Source organism: Stenotrophomonas sp. NPDC078853 (assembly GCF_044901215.1).
Taxonomy (GTDB): Bacteria; Pseudomonadota; Gammaproteobacteria; order Xanthomonadales; family Xanthomonadaceae; genus Stenotrophomonas; species Stenotrophomonas lacuserhaii.
Genome location: NZ_JBJDOQ010000010.1, coordinates 61165 through 75700, shown reverse-complemented (window position 1 = coordinate 75700; position 14536 = coordinate 61165). Strand labels below are relative to the sequence as shown.

Sequence of the window (14536 nt, the reverse complement as noted above, 5' to 3'; positions counted from 1 at the left end):
GCGGGTTCTCAGTACGCCTGCGAATTGGCGCTCTGCATCACTGAACGGTGTTCAGCCGCACCATGCGCGGGCGTTGCGGAACATCCGCAGCCAGGGCGAGTCGCCCTGCCATTCAGCAGGTGCCCAGCTCAGGTTGAGCGCACGTGGCGTGCGTTCCGGATGCGGCATCATGATCGTGACCCGGCCATCGGTACTGGTCAGGCCGGTGATGCCCTCAGGGGACCCGTTCGGGTTCAGCGGATACTGGCCGGCCACGTTGCCGTCGCCGTCGATATAGCGCAGTGACACCCGTGCCGCGGCCTGGTCCACGGCGGTGTCGAACACCGCGCGGCCTTCCCCGTGCGCCACCGCCACCGGCAGCCGCGAACCGGCCATCCCGCGCAGCAGGATCGAAGGTGATTCCACCACTTCCAGCAGCGCGGTGCGGGCTTCGAACTGCTCGCTGGCATTGCGGCGGAACTGCGGCCAGTGCTCGGCACCCGGGATGATCGACTTGAGCTGGCTGATCATCTGGCAACCGTTGCAGACGCCGAGCGAGAAGCTGTCTTCGCGCGCGAAGAACGCCGCGAAGGCATCACGCAGCGCGTTGCGCTCCAGGATCGAGGTTGCCCAGCCACGCCCGGCACCGAGCACGTCGCCGTAGCTGAAGCCACCGCAGGCGGCCAGCCCAGTGAAATCGCGCAGGTCCACGCGGCCTTCGATCAGGTCGCTCATGTGCACATCGAACGCACTGAAGCCGGCACGTTCAAAGGCGTTCGCCATTTCAATCTGGCCGTTGACGCCCTGCTCGCGGAGGATCGCGACCTTCGGCCGGATGCCGGTGTTGATGAACGGCGCACCGATGTCCTCATCCAGGTCGAAGCCCAGCTTCGGCTTCAGGCCCGGCGCATTGAACGCACGTGCCACCTCGCGCTCCTGGTCGGCGGTCTCAGGGTTGTCACGCAGTTTCTGCATGGCATGGGTGACCGACCACCAGGCATCGAACAGCGCTTCCCAGCGCCACTCGACCACGTTTTCGCCGTGCAGCGATACACGCACCACCGGTGCGGTGGTCGGCCGCGCGATGCGCTGCGCGCACTCGGTCAGGGCGTGGCGTTCCACCAGGTCGGCGAACGCCGCCCGGTCTTCGCGCGCGACCTGCACCACCGCGCCCAGCTCTTCGTTGAACAGGCTGCGGAACGGATCATCGCCCCAGGCATCGAGCAGGATGTCCAGGCCCATCCGCGAGGCAAACGCCATCTCGCACAGTGCGGCAAACGCGCCGCCGTCGCTGCGGTCGTGGTAGGCCATCAGCAGGCCATCACGGCGCGCATCGCGGATCAGTTCGAAGAATGCGCGCAGCCGCTGCGGATCATCCAGGTCCGGCGCGGTGCCACCGAAGGCCGGCAGGCCACCGTGGTCGGCGTGCACCTGGGCCAGGATCGAACCGCCCATGCGCTGCTTGCCGGCACCCAGGCCGATCAGCCACAGCTCGCTGTCCAGGTCCCGCTGCAGCAGCGGGGTCAGCTGCTGGCGCACGTCCAGCACCGGGGCGAAGGCGGTGATCACCAGCGACACCGGCGACACACTCTTGTGCGCCTCGCCTGCGTCATGCCATTGCGCCTGCATCGACAGCGAATCCTTGCCGACCGGAATGCTGATGTCCAGCTGCGGGCACAGCTGCATGCCCACCGCCTTGACCGCGTCGTACAGCAGCGCGTCTTCGCCCTCATGGCCGGCCGCGGCCATCCAGTTCGCCGACAGCTTCACCTCATCCAGCGCATCCACCGGGGCGGCACACAGGTTGGTGATCGCCTCGCCGACAGCCATGCGGGCCGATGCGGCGGCGTCCAGCAGGGCCAACGGGGTGCGTTCGCCCAGTGACATCGCCTCGCCGACCACGCCATCGAAGCCGGTCAAGGTGATCGCCACGTCCGATACCGGTACCTGCCACGGCCCGATCATCTGCTCGCGCGCGGTCAGGCCACCGACACTGCGATCGCCGATGGTGACCAGGAAATTCTTCGCGGCCACCGTCGGGTGCGCCAGTACCCGCAGGCCGGCTTCATGCAGGTCCAGGCCGCTGGTCTTCAACGCCGGCCAGCGCGGCGCCGGCGGGTGGCTGGTATCACGATGCATCTTCGGCGGCTTGCCGAACAGCACGTCCATCGGCAGGTCGATCGGAGCATCGGCCGGGATGTTGCCCGGCGTCGCACCGTAAGCCACCACCAGGTGTTCTTCGGTGGTCGCCACGCCCACGGCGGCGAACGGGCAGCGCTCGCGCGCGCACAGCGCGGCGAATTCGGCCAGCCGTTCCTGGGCCACGCCCAGCACGTAGCGTTCCTGCGATTCGTTGCACCACAGCTGCATCGGCGACAGCGAGGGATCATCGCTGGGCACCTTGCCCAGGTCGATCACCCCGCCCACGCCGGAATCGTGCAGCAGCTCCGGGATGGCATTGGACAGGCCACCGGCACCCACGTCATGGAAGAACTTGATCGGGTTGTCCAGCCCCATGCCGACGCAGCGGTCGATCACTTCCTGGCAGCGACGCTCCATTTCCGGGTTGTCGCGCTGCACGCTGGCGAAATCGAGGTCTTCGGCACTTTCACCGGAGGCCACCGACGAGGCGGCACCGCCGCCCAGGCCGATCAGCATCGCCGGGCCGCCCAGCACGATCACCGCATCGCCGGCCTGCAGTGGAATCTTGTCGACCTGCACCCGATCGATGGCACCCAGGCCGCCGGCCAGCATGATCGGCTTGTCGTAGGCGCGGGTGATGCCGCCCTCGGCCAACTCGAAGGTGCGGAAGTAACCCAGCAGGTTCGGTCGGCCGAATTCGTTGTTGAACGCGGCACCGCCGAGCGGGCCGTCGAGCATGATGTCCAGCGCCGGGGCCATGCGCGGGTTCAGCGCGCGCGGCGCCTCCCATGGCTGCGGCAGGGTCGGGATGCGCAGGTGCGACACCGAGAAACCGGTCAGGCCGGCCTTCGGCTTGCCGCCGCGGCCGGTCGCGCCTTCGTCGCGGATCTCACCGCCTGCACCGGTCGCCGCGCCCGGGAACGGGGCGATCGCGGTCGGGTGGTTGTGGGTTTCCACCTTGATCTGGAACGCGCTTGGCAGCACCGCTTCGCTGCGGTACTCGCCGCTGGCCGGATCCGGACGATAACGCGCGGCCGGATGGCCCTCGATCACCGCGGCGTTGTCGCTGTAAGCGCTGAGCGTGTGCTGCGGGGTCTGCTGGTGGGTGTTCTTGATCATCCGGAACAGCGAACGATCCTGCTCGTGGCCGTCGATGGTCCAGCTGGCGTTGAATATCTTGTGCCGGCAGTGCTCGGAGTTCGCCTGCGCGAACATCATCAGTTCCACGTCGGACGGTTTGCGCCCGAGCTGGCCGAAGCGCTCGCGCAGGTAGTCGATCTCGTCCTGCGCCATGGCCAGGCCGAGGCGCTGGTTGGCGCCTTCCAGGTCATCCAGTGCCACACGTTCCAGTTCGCCGCGCGCCGGGGTGGAGAACAGCGTGCTGCCCTGCTCCACGGTCTGCAGTACCGACTGCGTCATCGGGTCATGCAGCGCCTTCACCAACGCCTGCTGCACCGCCGCGTCGGTCGGCCAGCCCAGCACATCGATGCGCAGGCCGCGTTCCACCCGGCTGACCGGCTGGCCCGCACCGCGTACCAGTTCGGTGGCCTTGCTGGACCACGGCGAAAGGGTACCCAGGCGCGGCACCACGAAGCGCTGGGTGGCGCCTTCGGCCACCGGCTCGGCCCGTTCGCGCGCCTCCAGGATCCGGCACAGCGTGGCGGTATCGGCCACGCCCTGCCCGTCGGGCTGGATGAAGTAGACCTGCCAGGCTCCGCTGATGCGCAGATCGGCGGCAATGGACTGCAGGCGGGATTCGAGACGTTCGCGGCGGAACGCCGACAGGGCGGGCGCGCCCTCGAGGACCATCATGTCCGGGGAACCGTGGTTGGGAAACGGGCCCGATAGTGTACCGGAAGCGGCGCGGCGGGCCCGGATGGCCGATTACTGGAGGCCGCTGCGCGGACCACGCGCGAAGGTGATCGCCCCTTTCCCGACGGGCACGCTGCCATGCTTCCTGCTTCCGCGAACATTCTGTCCACTACATCCGGACGCCTGTCCTCGACCGCCCTGCTGCGGCAAGGCCTGCGCCAGATCAGCGCGGCCGGGCTGGCGCCCGCTCCCGTGCCCCGGCATGTCGTCAACTGCCGGCCGGGCCGGATCGCCGATCACCAGCTGGACCTGGGTGGGCTTCGCGCCGTGCGTGAAAACGCCATGCGCTTCTGGCAAGGGCAGCCGGACCCGCTCAGCCTGGTACGCCCCGCACCCTCGCCGCAGCGACCGCAAGCGCACCCTCAACCGCCCCGGCCGCTGTACGGCGCTTTCCCGTTGCCTCCGTCGCGTGTATTCGCGCTGGCCCGCTGCGGCCCCTGGCAGAGGCCGCAGGTGTCGGCTCCGCCGAGGATCGTCGAGGCCGTGCGCAAGCGCTTCGAGCCCAGCCTGGATCTGGAGAGCTGGTTGTGCGAACAGCAGATCGTGGTGCGCCGCGAGGAGCATCATCCGCTGGGCCTGCTCAGCCTGCAGGGACTGCCGCTGTTGGAGCGCAATACAAGCCACGGCAGCCATCCCTGGCCCAGCCGCACCAGCACCAGCGTTGTGCGTGGCACGGTGGCGCGCGCGGTCGCGCTGAAGCAGGCGCGGGATGCCGCGGCCGGGGGTGAATCCAGTGCGTGGAAGTCCATTACGGGTCCGTTGCACGGCATGCCCGGCTCACCCGACAGCGGCCTGTCACTGTGCGCTTCCGATGGCGAGGACCTGGCCGCAGAGGCCGTTGCCTGCGCACGGCAGATGGCCGCGCGGCGCCGCGACTGCCCGGACATGCAACGCCTTGACGACCTGCTGCGTGGCCTGATCCCGAGGCCATCGGTGCACTGCCCCCATCCCCCGCACAGCTATCCCACGCGCCCGCAGAAAAGCGAACTGCATCCCTACGGCATCCATCGGAAGCTGGTCGGTGCCGCGATGGCCGGACATGACCGTGGCGAGCCAGCAGCTGCGCGATTTCCGACAGCGTCCCGGCGCGGTGGCGGCCAAGCTGGAGGCACCTTCCCTTTGCAGGCGAAAGCCCCATGATCCGCGTCGTCTACAGCCCTCCCCCCATGCACCGCGCGATTGCGCCCTTGCCGCGTACCGTACAGGCCAGCGCAGCCGTGCAGGCCGCATCGCCGGCGCAGCGCACCCCCCTGGTGCCCCACCGATTAGTCAACTACGCGCAAGGCATGCGGGCCTGGGGCCCGAAATCGTCTTCGTTTCTCATCCCTGCGCAGCAGGTCGCTGCTGAGCAGAGCGCGCGGCCAACCCTGCCCGCCAGCACGCGCAAACTGTGCGCATTCACCGGCCTCACCCTGAAGAACGGCAAGTTCGATCCCGACCAAGCGCTCACCTCCATCAGGCGTAACGCCGGCCCCGGCCTGCGCACCGCCATGGAGCGTCCGGCGGGCGACGCCGCGCGTGCGTCGTCGCCGCGATTGACCTTTGGCGTGCTGGTCGCAGCCGCCACCGGGGCGGCAGAAAACGAGGCGCAACCTGCAAAAGCGGTGGTGCCGGCCGGCGCGCCAACCGCGTCGCAGCCGGTCAGCAGGCCGGGGGAAGGAGCAGGCGATCGCGCATTGGACAGGATCGCCACGATCAGGTTGAAGTGGCAGAGCGGGCACTACGCAGCACAGGCAAACGCGACCGCTGCCACGCGGACTGCGGACGTCGCCGTGCAGCGCATCAGCACAGAAATCGCCCAGGCGCGAAACGCCGACGGCTGAAGCCTGCCGCACGCCTCTCCTTTTCGGAATCCACCCGCCGTGCCTGGAACCGCCTCTCCCGATAACCTGTCGGCGCCGCGCGTTACGTCGCTACCCGTAACAGTAATCTCGCCGGCCATACGTCGCCCGCGTTCAAGTGGCCATTTCGGATTCCCGGTGGCCACTATCCGCAACGGCGCAGAACCCACTGCACAGCCGCCACGCAACGGCGAGCTTCTCACCGGCATGCGGAATCCTGCGTTCCTCGCTTTCAGCCAGGCTGCAACGGCGCCTGTGCATGCGCCCATCAGCAGACACGCCTTCGAGCTGCTTGCCCAGGAACTTGGCATCCAGCCGGCCAGCGTGTCGCTGGATACATTGCGCGACATTCGCGATGCCGTCCGCATGCCTGGTCCGGGCTGTCCCCGGTTGGCACAGCTCACCGATCAGCAACGAGATCTGCTGTGCGTCGGCCTCTCCCTGGAGCTGCTCCAGCAACCGCGTGTGTGGAACGAAGGCGCTGGCGACCTGGTTCCGTTCATCGTTGACAGCGCGGACTGGCCCGAAGGCCGCGCGCTGCGCATCGTGGATGCCGACAATGACGCGATCCATCTTTACCGCCCCGGGCAACCCGAGGCATATCATTACCCGGGCGGCGGGGAGTTGCCCGAGGTAGAGGACGACGAGATCATCCTGCTGCGCCACGACCGTCATTTCAGCCTGCTGCGGCGCGACCGGGATGCGGTCGTCGATGACGTCGCGGCCGATGGCGACTGCTTCTTCAGCTGCCTGTCCAAGGCACTGCGCAGCCCCGACATGGCGGCGTCGAACCTGGCCCTGCGCCAACAGCTCGCGGAGCATCTCTGGACCCGACAGGATGCGTTGCAGCTCCTGAGCGCCGTTGACGGTCCGCTGACCGAGCAGCGCACCATCGGCTCGGTCGCGCCGGACGACTACATGTTCGAGAACGACGACCTCCTTGCCACGGATGTTTACGCTCCGCAGGCTCTGTCTTCGATCCATGAACCAACGGTCAACGACCTGGTGGAGTCAGTGGCCGGGATGCTGGATGCCGTTGATACGACACTGCAGCATCGGATCCGGGCCGCACTTGGGACGGCCTGGAAACGCTACGTCGAAAGGATCGAACAGGTACTCACCGACAATCCCGCGGGACTTGATGAAGCCGAACTCTTTGCCAGGGACGCGGAGATCAAACAGGGCGTGATCAAGGAGATGCTTGACACGTTGACAGGCATCGGCGCGAGTGGATTGCTGGACAAGCACGAGCAGCGCGTCACCGAGGACATCAATGCCTGTTGGGACATCGTCCGCGTGGCAAATGCTAAAGACCTGACACGGCGTGAATCGGCGCAACCTCACCGGGAGACTTTCCGGCTGTAATCCTCGCGAATGTAGGCGTAACCACCTTCACACACAAACAGGGAACCAGATCACGGTTTGCGGTGTGCATTGATGACAACGTTGTCGTCACCGACCACCCCAGGGTGGCGGTGTCGTCCGCTCCCCCTCCGCCGCCTGCCTGCGGCGCGCGGACCTGCGTCACGCGCGGCGTCATCGTGACCCGCGCGAAAATCTGATTCGATCGGAGATATCCCATGCATGACCCGATTGCACGCAGTGCCGCTCGTCCCGCCCGCTCGTTCCCGCACCGCCCCGGGTGGCTTCTTGCCCTGGCCATCAGTGGCGCCCTGCCTGGGCTGGCGCAAGCCGCCAACTGCGCAGGGGTGGGCCAATGGGACCAGGCCAGGATCTACCGCGCCGGCGACACCCTGCAGAAAGGCGGGGTGCTGTACCAAGCCAAACAGGACATCTGGAATGCCCCGCCGGACCACCCCGCCGGCGCCCCGTACTACACCAACCTCGGCGCCTGCGACGGCAGCGGCAGCAACCAGCCGCCGGTGGTCAGCCTGACCTCGCCTTCCAACGGCGCCACCTTCAGCGCCGGCAGCACGGTGAACGTCAGCGCCAACGCCAGCGACACCGATGGCAGCATCAGCAAGGTCGAGTTCTTCCGTGGTGGCAGCTCCATCGGCATCGACACCAGCGCGCCTTACAGTGCCAGCTGGGCCAATGCCAGCGCCGGTACCCACACCCTGCGCGCGGTGGCCACCGACAACAACAACGCCACGGCCAGCACCGCCACGATCTCCATCACCGTCAACGCGGCCAGTGGCGACACCACCGCGCCCAGCGTGCCTGGCGGGCTCGCCGTAGGTACCCGCACCGCCAACAGCGTTGCCCTCAGCTGGAACGCATCCACCGACAACAACGGCGGAAGCGGCGTGGCCGGCTATGACGTGTACCGCAACGGCAGCCTGGTCGGCTCACCCACCAGCGCGTCCTACATCGATGGCGGGCTGGCGCCCTCCACCAGCTACAGCTACCGGGTCCGTGCGCGCGACAATGCCGGCAATGCGTCGGCCCAGGGCGGTACGGTCAGCGCAACGACCCTGGCCGGCGATGGGGGCACCACCGGCAAGCGTGTCATCGGCTACTTCACCCAGTGGGGCATCTATGGCCGCAACTACCGGGTGAAGAACATCGACAGCAGCGGCTCGGCAGCGGGTTTGACCCACATCAACTACGCCTTCGGCAACGTACGCAACAATCGCTGCGAAGTCGGCGTCACCCAGCCTTCGGACCCCAATACCGGCGCCGGTGGCGATGCCTTCGCCGATTACAGCAAATCGTTCTCCGCCGCCGAAAGCGTCAGTGGCAGTGCCGATACCTGGGACCAGCCGTTGCGTGGAAACTGGAACCAGCTGAAGCAGCTGAAGGCCAAGCATCCGGGCCTGAAGGCGCTGATTTCGCTCGGCGGCTGGACCTGGTCGCGCGGCTTCTCCAGCGCCGCCCGCCCGGAGAACCGCCAGGCCTTCGTGGCCTCGTGCATCGACGCCTACATCCGCGGCAACCTGCCGGTCACCGATGGCGCGGGCGGCACGGCGGCAGCATTGGGCGTGTTCGATGGCATCGACATCGACTGGGAGTATCCGGTCGCCTGCGGCATCGCCTGCGGTGCGCCGGAAGACAACGCCAACTTCACCGCGCTGCTGGCCGAGTTCCGCCGCCAGCTCGATGCGGTGCGGCCGGGCCTGCTGCTGACGGTCGCCGTGGGCGCCGGCATCGACAAGATCCGGGTCACCAATCCAGCCGCCTATCATCCGTACCTGGATTACATCAACGTGATGACCTACGACTTCCACGGCGCGTGGGATCCGCGGACCAACCATCACTCGGCGCTGTTCAATGCCGCTGCCGACCCGTCCACTGGCGACCAGCTGCAGTACAACAGCAATGACGCCATCGAAGCCTTCATCGCGCGCGGTGTTCCGGCGTCGAAGCTGAACCTCGGCATCGGCTTCTACGGCCGCGGCTGGAACGGCGTGGGCGGCGGCAACAACGGCATGTACCAGACCGCTTCGGGCGCTGCGCCAGGCACCTATGAGGCCGGCATCGAAGACTGGAAGGTGTTGAAGAACCTGGGCTGGCCGACCTACACCGACACGACCGCCGGCGCCACCTGGGCCTACAACGGCAGCACGCTGTGGAGCTACGACACTCCCGCCAACGTGAGCCGCAAGATGACCTATGTCAAAGCCCAGGGACTGGGCGGGGCGTTTTTCTGGGAGTTCAGTGGCGACGACACGCAGGGCACGCTGGCGCGCAGCATCAGTGATGGCCTGAAGTAAGACCAGCGACGGCTCCCCGCGAACACTGCGGGCTGCGGGGAGTCGTCGTCTGCTTTACGGAGCATCAGAAAGGTTTCGCCGGCCGCAGGTGGGACACGTTGGCCGGCGGCAGCGGCCAGCTGCCCGAGGGTGCTTTCAGGAACAGCGCGTCATCGCTGCTGCCCAGCGGCCAGCTATCCGAATCGTCACTGCAGATGGACACCCGGCGGATCGCCGTGGCGGCGTCGTCACGGCGGGTGTCCCGCGTGTCCTTCGTGCACGCCGTGGCAGGTCGCGGCGGCAGGTTGGCGATCGCGGTCGGCACAGCGCCGGCCAGGCGGTTGGCGATGGGCACTCTCGGCGGCGGGGCCGGCGATCGGCCCAGCGGACGGGGCGGTGGAACGGAGGAAGCAGAAGCGCGCGGCAGCATGAGAGGCAATCTCCAGCAGAAGGCCTCTACCCTGCACGCGCCTCACCGCGCCGGCTTGCATGTTTACTGCAGCGGATTCCGCCAGGACGCCGGACCGGCCGGCGCCTTTGCGGAAACATCGGCTCAGCGCGCGCGGCGGTCCAGCGCGGCCTTCAGCTGCGCGGGCGGCAGGTAGCCACCCAGCTGGGTGCCATCGGCGGCGAAGATCGCCGGCGTGCCGTTGACGCCGAGCTGCTGGCCCAGTGCGTACTGCATCGCCACCGGGTTGGTGCAGTTCTTGGCCGGTACCGGGCTGCCCTGCTTGGCGGCGGTAAGGGCCTTGCGGCGATCACTGGCGCACCAGACCGAGATCATGTCGGTGTAGTCCTTGCTGCCCAGGCCCATGCGCGGGAAGGCGAGGTACTCCACGGTGATGCCGTTGCGGTTGAGCTCGGCGATATCCTGGTGCAGCTTGCGGCAGTAACCACACTCGATATCGGTGAAGACACTGATGGTGTGCTTGGCATTCGGTGCGGCGAACACGATGCGGTCACCGTGATTGGCCTTCTCCAGCAGGCCGCGACGATACGCCAGCAGGCCTTCGCTGTTGACCAGCGCCTTGGCCTGGATGTCGTAGGGCTGGGACTGCATCAGGTACTTGCCATCATCGGACACGTACAGCACCTGGCCGGATACCACCACTTCGCGGAACCCGGGAAACGGGGCGGCACCGATGTAGTCGGGCTTGAAGTTGGGATCCAGCTGGGTCAAGGCGGCACGGACTTTCTGCTCCGCACCGCTGCCTGCGGGCGCCGCGTTGGTTGTCACGGCGGACTTGCCTGCAGAAGGCGGTGCAGGCTGGGCGCAGGCGGTCAGACTGAGCGCGCCGAGCAGTACGGCGGTAAGGACTCGGAGCATCGGGGAGGGACCGCAGGATGAAAGGGAAGCTGGATTCTCGCACAGCACTGCTGAGTGGGCGTATCACCGTCGCGCCGCGTCCTGCCTCAGCCCTTCCGACGCCCTGAGCGATTCATGGAAGCAATCACACCCAGCTCCCGCCATCCTTCAGCAGGGAAGCCGGATACTGGAGGCCAACATGCAGATCGTCGCCCAGCTCGGACTGATTTTCCGGGCCACCGTCCTCAACCAGCTCTCGGCAAAAGTGCAGCTGGCCCGATGCCATTATTCTCCCGCCCGGTTCACCGCGGCGCTGACCGGCATCAACAACCGGGAAGTCCAGCTCGCTGCCCGCTTCAATGGCGGTCGCTTGTCGCTGGATCAGCTGCAGCGAAAGGCGCGCGAACTGGCGCGCCAGGATGTACTGCTGTACGAGATCGATACGCAGGCCGACAGCCGCCCCACCGAACTGGCCAGCGCCTTCCACCGGGTGCTGGTGCGCACCCATCTGCACACCGACCGCCCGGTGGATCCGGCGGTGAAGCAGCAGCTGAAGGGACTGCTGGCCCCCGACCACGTGCGCAACCAGGCGCGGCTCATGCTGGCCGACGCGTTCTGGGCGGGGCATCTGAGCGAGCCCCTGGAACTGCGCAGACAGGTGATGAAGCAGGCACACAACGAGGCCATAGCGGCCCAAGGGTCACAAGCCGATCGTGATCTCGTGGAGCACAGCGCGGTTCAGGAGATACTGTCGTTCATCACCGCGCAGCAGCCCGATGGCATCGAGGCGCTGCGGATGCCGCTGCAGCGCACCCTGCAATCGCTGCAGCTGCCATCGGAAAGGCCCGATCATCCCGATCACCCCGATCACCCCGATCACCCCGATCACCCCCGCGGATGATGCTTGGCATGCAGCTTCTGCAGGTGCTCGCGCGCCACCAGCGTGTAGATCTGGGTGGTGGACAGTGAGCTGTGGCCGAGCAGCATCTGCAACGCGCGCAGGTCGGCTCCCCGGTTGAGCAGATGGGTGGCGAAGCTGTGGCGCAGGCCGTGCGGGCTGATCCGTACCGGATCGATCCCGGCCAGCACCGCATAACGCTTGACCAGATGCCAGAATGCCTGGCGGCTGAGCGGGCGCAGGCTCGGCTCGATGAACAGCGGCACCTGGCCGCCGGTATCGGCCGGCACGCTGCGCTTGTTCGCCAGCGATGGTCGTGACTCCTGCAGGTAGCGCTCCAGCCAATGCTGGGACTCCTCGCCGAGCGGAACCAGCCGTTCCTTGCTGCCTTTGCCGGTAACGCGCAGCACGCCCTGGCGAAGGTTCACCGCGGTTGCCGGCAGGCCCACCAGTTCGCTTACGCGCAGGCCGGCGGCGTACATCAATTCCAGCATCGCGCGGTCGCGCAGGCCCAGCGCCGTATCGACGTCGGGGGCCGCAAGCAGCGCGTCGATCTGGCTTTCCGCCAGCGCCTTGGGCAGCAGCCGTGGCAGTTTCGGCGGATCCAGCAAGGCGGTCGGATCATCGCTGCGTGCACCGCGGCGGACACTGTCGGCGAAGAACGCGCGCAAGGCCGACAGCAGGCGCGCGTTGCTGCGCGGCGACCACCCGTGGCGGGTACGCCAGGCCAGGTAGTCGAACAGCCCGGCGCGATCGACGCCGGCAAGGCCGCCGGCCTGCCCGCTGCGCCAACGCGCCAACCCTTCCAGGTCCCGCCGGTAGCTGTCCACGCTGGCTCGCGCCAGGCCATGTTCGGCCCAGGCCGCATCAAGGAAGCGGGTGATCGCCACCGAATCTGCGGCGTCGAGTTCGGGTAGCGCCTGGATCAGCTGGCGGCGTTCGGCAGGCGAGGAAGCAACGGACATGGGCGAAGGATACGCCGCACGCTGCGCACCCCACCAGCATTGCGTATGCTTCCCCGCATGGCTGATCCGCATGATGCCCCTGCCGTCGCTGCCGCTGCCGTGCGCCCTGCTGCCCTGCTTGGCTGGCGCCTGCTCGCCTTGCTGTACGACCTGTTCCCGGCGCTTGCGTTGTGGATGCTGGCCGCATCGCTGTTCGTGGTTGCATTCACCATCAACGGCCACACAACCCACGAAAACATCGCTCCGTTCAGCGGCTGGCAGTGGGCGTTGTGGGCGTGTTGCTGGGTGCTCACCGGTCTGTATGCCACCTGGAGCTGGCGCCGTGGCGGCCAGACGCTGGGCATGCGGCCGTGGCGGATCGCGGTGACCGGCGATGATGTGCAGCCGCCGTCGCTTCCCTCGCTGTGGGTTCGCTACGCCGTTGCCAGCGTGTCCCTGGGCCTTGCCGGGCTGGGCTTCTGGTGGGCCTTGATCGACCGCGACCGGCTGACCTGGCACGACCGCGCCAGCGGCACCCGGATGATCCGCCGTTCCAAGCGATGAGTCCGGCCCGCGTAGCTGAACCCACGCCGCACTGTCATCAAGCCGTCATCGATCCACGATAGATCGCACACCGGGGCGCTGCGTAGCCTGTACGGCCAATCCGTTCGATGCCCTGATGATGATGCGCCTGCTGCTGGCCTGCGCGTGCCTGTGGCTGGCCGCCTGCTCCCCTACTGCTTCCACCTCGCTGAGCGAACGTCTGGTATCGCCCGGCGGTGCCTCGCCGTTGCTCGACCAGGCGCACATCGCAGCCACCATCGCCACCCTGCCCAACCGGAATGGCTACGTGACCAGCAGTGAGGACGTGCGCCTGTTCTGGCGCGCCTTCGACGCAGGCGACTACGGGCTGCGCTACCGCTATGCGCGCCCGCGCCATGAAGGCGGCGAGCCGGTGGACATGGACCTGCGGCTGGAGCCACCGCGGCCGTTCCATGCGCGTGCGCCGCGCGGCACCGTGGTGCTGCTGCACGGCTGGATGATGAGCGGCGATGCGATGCTGCCGTGGTCGCTGCAGCTGGCCCAGTCCGGCTACCGCGTCATCACCATCGACCTGCGCAACCACGGTCACTCAGGCGGTGGCCCGGCAGGTTATGGAACGGTGGAATCGGACGAGGTGATCGATGTCATCCGTGCCTTGCGTGCCCGCGGTGAAGTGCAGGGTCCGCTGTATCTGTTCGGGGTGTCTTACGGCGCTGCGACCGCGTTGTTTGCTGCCGAGAAACTGGGTGGCGACGTGCAGGGCGTGGTGGCGATGGAATCCTTCGCCAACGCCGGCGATGCGATCCGCAGCATGATCCCGCACCTGCTGGCCAGCCAGCCGCACGGCTGGCAGGCGCAGGCGGTGGCGGCGTACGCCCGTTGGCGGTATGCCGACCAGGACATGGACGCGGTGATCGCCGCAGCCAACCGGCGGCTGGGGGTGGACCTGGACCAGGTGGATGTCAGCCGTGCGGTCGCCGCCAGCCGCGCCTGCGTGCTGCTGCTTCACGGTGACCAGGACCAGCATATCCGCGTGGACCAGGGACGCCGGCTGGCCCAGGCCAGTCCGCGTGCGCACTACATCGAAATGCGCGGCGAGGACCACATCACCCTGCCGATGCGGATCGATCTGCTGGGCGGCATCGTGGATGACTGGATGTCGCGTGATGTGTCCGCCCCGGATGGCCTGTGCCCTGCGCCGCGGCTTCCGCTTGAGGCGAACTTCATGGCGCTTGCGCAGGGTGTGGGTGGGTCGAACGGGTGAGACCCCCTCGCGGCTGACAGCTTGCTCATGGCTACGGGTTTGGCACCGGGCGGCGGGGCTGGTCGGGGGACGGCAAGGACTGCATCCTGCGTGC

11 protein-coding genes are annotated in these 14536 nt (G+C 67.6%); 7 read left to right on the top strand and 4 right to left on the bottom strand.

What is annotated here, in order from left to right; genetic code table 11:
* Nucleotides 1-51: 51 nt before the first annotated feature.
* Entirely contained in the window at nt 52-3933 is a 3882-nt protein-coding gene (gene purL / locus ACI2JH_RS11725) for a phosphoribosylformylglycinamidine synthase (protein WP_101100308.1), read from the bottom strand.
* A 138-nt stretch (nt 3934-4071) separates the two neighbouring features.
* On the opposite strand from purL, the gene ACI2JH_RS11720 reads away from it, so the two are divergent.
* From ACI2JH_RS11720 to ACI2JH_RS11705, 4 genes are all read left to right on the top strand, one after another.
* Nucleotides 4072-5133: a hypothetical protein gene (locus ACI2JH_RS11720; protein WP_404736265.1), complete on the top strand. Its 1062-nt coding sequence runs from the start codon at nt 4072-4074 to the stop codon at nt 5131-5133.
* The gene (locus ACI2JH_RS11715; RefSeq protein ID WP_404736264.1) at nt 5130-5816 is read left to right on the top strand and encodes a hypothetical protein; all 687 of its coding nucleotides are present in this window, start codon (nt 5130-5132) and stop codon (nt 5814-5816) included. The genes ACI2JH_RS11720 and ACI2JH_RS11715 overlap by 4 nt, the downstream gene beginning before the upstream one ends.
* A gap of 156 nt (nt 5817-5972) precedes the next feature.
* On the top strand, nt 5973-7199 hold the full coding sequence (locus tag ACI2JH_RS11710; RefSeq protein ID WP_404736263.1) for a hypothetical protein: 1227 nt from the start codon (nt 5973-5975) through the stop codon (nt 7197-7199).
* Between the two features lie 215 nt (nt 7200-7414).
* Nucleotides 7415-9508 (top strand): glycosyl hydrolase family 18 protein, encoded by a 2094-nt coding sequence (locus ACI2JH_RS11705; RefSeq protein ID WP_404736262.1) that lies wholly within the window; start codon nt 7415-7417, stop codon nt 9506-9508.
* Nucleotides 9509-9572: 64 nt separating this feature from the next.
* Here the strand turns inward: ACI2JH_RS11705 and ACI2JH_RS11700 are convergent, their stop codons facing one another.
* Nucleotides 9573-9842: a hypothetical protein gene (locus tag ACI2JH_RS11700; protein WP_182656990.1), complete on the bottom strand. Its 270-nt coding sequence runs from the start codon at nt 9840-9842 to the stop codon at nt 9573-9575.
* Nucleotides 9843-10040: 198 nt separating this feature from the next.
* Complete coding sequence (locus ACI2JH_RS11695) at nt 10041-10814, bottom strand: thioredoxin fold domain-containing protein (RefSeq protein ID WP_319278114.1); 774 nt, start codon at nt 10812-10814, stop codon at nt 10041-10043.
* Between the two features lie 178 nt (nt 10815-10992).
* On the opposite strand from ACI2JH_RS11695, the gene ACI2JH_RS11690 reads away from it, so the two are divergent.
* Nucleotides 10993-11694, top strand: a complete 702-nt coding sequence (locus tag ACI2JH_RS11690) for a hypothetical protein (RefSeq protein ID WP_404736261.1) — start codon at nt 10993-10995, stop codon at nt 11692-11694.
* Here the strand turns inward: ACI2JH_RS11690 and xerD are convergent.
* A complete protein-coding gene (gene xerD, locus ACI2JH_RS11685; protein WP_101100299.1) occupies nt 11679-12656 on the bottom strand; it encodes a site-specific tyrosine recombinase XerD in 978 nt (325 codons plus the stop codon). The genes ACI2JH_RS11690 and xerD overlap by 16 nt on opposite strands.
* A gap of 57 nt (nt 12657-12713) precedes the next feature.
* On the opposite strand from xerD, the gene ACI2JH_RS11680 reads away from it, so the two are divergent.
* On the top strand, nt 12714-13199 hold the full coding sequence (locus ACI2JH_RS11680; RefSeq protein WP_404736260.1) for an RDD family protein: 486 nt from the start codon (nt 12714-12716) through the stop codon (nt 13197-13199).
* 115 nt (nt 13200-13314) lie between these two features.
* Nucleotides 13315-14442 (top strand): alpha/beta fold hydrolase, encoded by a 1128-nt coding sequence (locus tag ACI2JH_RS11675; RefSeq protein ID WP_182656986.1) that lies wholly within the window; start codon nt 13315-13317, stop codon nt 14440-14442.
* Nucleotides 14443-14536 lie beyond the last annotated feature (94 nt).

What these genes read in the sequence shown, in the direction of transcription:
- xerD (WP_101100299.1), bottom strand. Translation starts at nt 12,656, where the DNA reads ATGTCCGTTGCTTCCTCGCCTGCCGAACGCCGCCAGCTGATCCAGGCG.
- ACI2JH_RS11690 (WP_404736261.1), top strand. Translation starts at nt 10,993, where the DNA reads ATGCAGATCGTCGCCCAGCTCGGACTGATTTTCCGGGCCACCGTCCTC.
- ACI2JH_RS11680 (WP_404736260.1), top strand. Translation starts at nt 12,714, where the DNA reads ATGGCTGATCCGCATGATGCCCCTGCCGTCGCTGCCGCTGCCGTGCGC.
- ACI2JH_RS11675 (WP_182656986.1), top strand. Translation starts at nt 13,315, where the DNA reads ATGATGATGCGCCTGCTGCTGGCCTGCGCGTGCCTGTGGCTGGCCGCC.
- ACI2JH_RS11695 (WP_319278114.1), bottom strand. Translation starts at nt 10,814, where the DNA reads ATGCTCCGAGTCCTTACCGCCGTACTGCTCGGCGCGCTCAGTCTGACC.
- ACI2JH_RS11720 (WP_404736265.1), top strand. Translation starts at nt 4,072, where the DNA reads ATGCTTCCTGCTTCCGCGAACATTCTGTCCACTACATCCGGACGCCTG.
- purL (WP_101100308.1), bottom strand. Translation starts at nt 3,933, where the DNA reads ATGATGGTCCTCGAGGGCGCGCCCGCCCTGTCGGCGTTCCGCCGCGAA.
- ACI2JH_RS11715 (WP_404736264.1), top strand. Translation starts at nt 5,130, where the DNA reads ATGATCCGCGTCGTCTACAGCCCTCCCCCCATGCACCGCGCGATTGCG.
- ACI2JH_RS11705 (WP_404736262.1), top strand. Translation starts at nt 7,415, where the DNA reads ATGCATGACCCGATTGCACGCAGTGCCGCTCGTCCCGCCCGCTCGTTC.